The organism is Mesorhizobium sp. M7A.F.Ca.MR.362.00.0.0 (genome assembly GCF_004023175.1).
Lineage (GTDB): Bacteria > Pseudomonadota > Alphaproteobacteria > Rhizobiales > Rhizobiaceae > Mesorhizobium.
The window spans coordinates 1-3,564 of sequence record NZ_RZTF01000528.1; the positions used below are offsets into that span (position 1 = coordinate 1).

Genomic DNA, 3,564 nt, shown 5'->3' on the forward strand with positions numbered 1-3,564 from the left:
GGGGGTGCGCAACGTATTGGTGGGGGCGGCGCTGATCGGCATCCTGCTCAACGCCATGACCATCATCGACATCCCGCTGCTCTACCAGAACCTGATCAAGGCCGCGATCCTGCTCGGCGCCATCATCGTCGACGGCATCATCAACCCACGTGACGAACAGACCGCCCAGCAGGGTGACATTTAGTACCTGAACTGCGGCGGACGGTTGGGGCCGGCCGCTGATAACAAAACCAAACCAGAGGATGTGACATGAAACTGATCAGAACACTCATGGCAGCGGCCACGGCGCTTGCCGTTACCGCCTTCGTGGCGCCAACCTTTGCCGCCGACGATCCTGGCCCGGCGGCTTACGCACAGGCGCTCAAGGGCAAGCGCGTCATGCTGGTGCCGATGGCGATGGGTTTCGACCTGGCACAGGGCTGGACGCATTTCCTGAAGAAGGAAGTCGAAGCCTGGGGCGGCACCTTCGAGACACGCGATCCGAACTGGGTCGTCGACGCCGGCGCGCAAGCGATCACCGACGCGATCTCGTCGGACACCAGGCCGGATGTGCTGATCATCCATTCGCCGGACCTCAATTCCTATGCCAAGCTGATGAAGAAGGCGCAAGCCGCCGGCACCTATGTGATTTTGGTCGACAATCCGGCCAATTTCCCGGCCGACGCCTTTGTCGGCAGCGACTGGGACCGGCTCGGCCAGCTCGAGGCCGAAGCGGCGATCAAGGGCTGCGGCCCGAACTCCTCCAAGAAGCTCGGTTTGGTGCAAGGCGACCAGGCCAATTCGTCGAGCCTCTACCAATATGCCGGCATCATGAAGGTGCTGGACAAGAACCCCGACTTCAAGGTGGTGGCCAAGCCGGATTCCAACTGGGACGCGACCACCTCGCGCAACGTGACGACGACGATGCTGCAGCAGAATCCCGACATCTGCGCCATCATCGATTTCTGGGACGGCGATGCCACCGGCGCGGCTGCCGCGATCCGCGACGCCAAGCTCGACGGCAAGGTGTTCCTGGTCACCACGGGCGGTGGCGAGAAGGCGGCCGATTGCGACAAGCTGCAGGACGGCACCTATGGCGCTGTGGTGATGACCGATCTTGCCCGCCAGTCGGGCGACATGAACGCCATCATCAAGTTCCTGCTGCAGAGCGGCCAGCCGGCCGGCACCTCGCACACCTACATCTACACGCTGGAGAAGGCGACGACCAAGGCTGACCTGAAGCCCGATAGCTGCTGGGACTTGAAGGCCCTGCAGGCCGAAGCGGCGGCGAAATAAGCCAAGCCTCTTCAATCGATATCGATGAGGTGGTCGGATTGCCTGGCCACCTCTTTGTCTTTTCTCTTGCAGCAGTGACCTGATGTCCTTTCGCGAACGCCTCCAGTCCTGGCGCTACAATCTCGTGCCCGACCATGTCGTCGGCGAGATCCTGACCAAGCGCTGGACCGACAACGCCATTCCGTTCCTGGCGCTGGTGGCGACGCTGGCAACCTTCGGCTCGCTCATCCCGGGCTTCTTCAAGCTGACGGCGCTGCAGGATTCGACCCGTCAGCTCGGCGAGTTCTCGCTGATCGTCACCGGCATGACGGTGGTCATGCTGGGCGGCGGCATCGACCTGTCGGTCGGTTCGATCTTCGCGCTCTCCTGTTTTTCCGCGGTCTATGTCTTCTTCATCCTCGATCAGTCCGTGTGGCTGGCGCTTGCCGCATCGATCGCCACAGGATTGCTGTTCGGTGCGATCAACGGCTATCTGGTCGGCTATTTCAGGCTGCGCGCCTTTCTCACCACGCTGGTCACCTTCATCTTCGGCCGCGCGCTGTTCGACATCCTGGTCACCACTTATGCCGCCGATGTGCAACTTTCCGGCGCCACCTCGGACGTGCTGGATTTCATCGGCGACGGCACCTTCTGGGGGCTGTCGGTCTCGGTGTGGCTGGCGATCATCCTGGCCATCGTCACCCATATCGCGCTGACCCGTTCACGGCCGGGCTGGCACGTGCTGGCGGTCGGCGGCTCCAGGCGCTCGGCGCACAATGCCGGCATCCGCGTGCGCCGCACCGTGTTCATGACCTACGTCTTCTCCGGCTTCTGCGCCTCGATCGGCGGCTTCCTCATCGCTTGCCGGCTGAGTGGGGCAGGGCCGGGCACCGGCCTCAACCTCGAGATCATGGCACTGACGGCGGCGGTGGTCGGCGGCGTCAGCCTTGGCGGCGGCCGCGGCTCGGTGATCAAGGGGCTGATGGGCGCCATCATTGTGCTGACCATGACCAACGGGCTGATCCGGCTGGGCTATGGCACCGGCACCAACCAGATGGTGCTTGGCATCATGCTGGCGGTCGCGGTGACCATCGACATCCGCTGGCTGAAGAACCGCCACAAGGTGCTGAACGAGGTTTATGTCGCGCCGGTCTATCTCAAGATGGGCGAGACAAAGTCGGCCGCACCAGGCTCCGGAACGCCCTACGAACTCGACAACCGGCTGTCGGCCGCAGAGCATATCGGGCTTGGCGAGCTGGAAGGGCCTGAAGACGTCATTCTCGACCGCGACGACAATCTCTATTGCGGCACGCGTCATGGCGAGATCGTCCGTTTCTTCGCGCCGGACTACGTCAAATCCGAAGTGTTTGCTCACATCGGCGGTTTCCCCCTGGGGCTGGCCTTCGACAAATCAGGCAATCTGATCAGCTGCGTCGGCGCCATGGGGCTCTATTCGGTCTCGCCGGATCGGGAGGTTAAACGCCTGTCGGCGGAGACGTCGCGTTCGTGGACCTCGATCGTCGACGATGCGCGGCTGCGCGATCCCAATGACTGCGACATCGCACCCGACGGGCGCATCTATTTCACAGACTCGACCAAGCGTTACGACGCACATGACTGGGCGCTGGATTCGATCGAGAACCGCGCCACCGGCCGGCTGCTGGTCTACGATCCGAAGGATGGTTCGACGAAGACGCTGCTCGACGGTTACCGCTACACCAACGGTGTGTGCATGGCGCATGACGGCAAGTCGCTGTTCTTCGCCGAAAGCTGGGCCTGCCGCGTGCATCGCTACTGGCTGGAAGGGCCGAAGGCCGGCACCGCCGAATGCGTCATCCGCGACATGCCGGGCTATCCCGACAACATCAACCGCGCCTCCGATGGCAATTACTGGATGGCGTGGCTCGGCATGCGCACGCCGAGCTTCGACCTGTCGCTGCGCCATCCCGACATGCGCAAGCGCATGACGCGCCGCCTGCCGCAGGATGAATGGCTGTTCCCCAACATCAACACCGGCGGCGTGGTCAAATTCAACGAGAAGGGCGGCATCGTCGAGGCAATGGGCGACCTCACCGGCGGCGCGCATCCGATGGTCACCTCAATGCGCGAGCACAAGGGATATCTGTTCGTCGGCGGCATCCTCAACAACCGCATCGGCCGCTACAAGATCGCAGGCGCCGACCCGAACTGGACCTGTCCCGCTTCCTATTGGGGAGCAAAGCCATGATGCTCGATCCGGTGCTTGACCTGTTTCGCGGCAAGGCGGTCACCATCCCGCCGCTCGACGGCGCTTTTCGCCCCAACACGCGG

Annotated in this window: 2 protein-coding genes and 1 pseudogene; all 3 read left to right on the forward strand. The window is 63.0% G+C overall.

Annotated features, from left to right (window positions below; all coding sequences use genetic code 11):
• Positions 1 to 184, forward strand: a pseudogene (locus EOC06_RS34470) (ABC transporter permease); the annotation flags it as partial.
• A gap of 65 nt (positions 185 to 249) precedes the next feature.
• A complete protein-coding gene (locus EOC06_RS34475; RefSeq protein WP_127271251.1) occupies positions 250 to 1,275 on the forward strand; it encodes a sugar ABC transporter substrate-binding protein in 1,026 nt (341 codons plus the stop codon).
• A gap of 82 nt (positions 1,276 to 1,357) precedes the next feature.
• Positions 1,358 to 3,481 (forward strand): SMP-30/gluconolactonase/LRE family protein, encoded by a 2,124-nt coding sequence (locus EOC06_RS34480; protein ID WP_128309908.1) that lies wholly within the window; start codon positions 1,358 to 1,360, stop codon positions 3,479 to 3,481.
• Positions 3,482 to 3,564 lie beyond the last annotated feature (83 nt).

Coding starts and splice junctions, on each gene's coding strand:
- EOC06_RS34475 (WP_127271251.1), top strand. CDS start 250: ATGAAACTGATCAGAACACTCATGGCAGCGGCCACGGCGCTTGCCGTT.
- EOC06_RS34480 (WP_128309908.1), top strand. CDS start 1,358: ATGTCCTTTCGCGAACGCCTCCAGTCCTGGCGCTACAATCTCGTGCCC.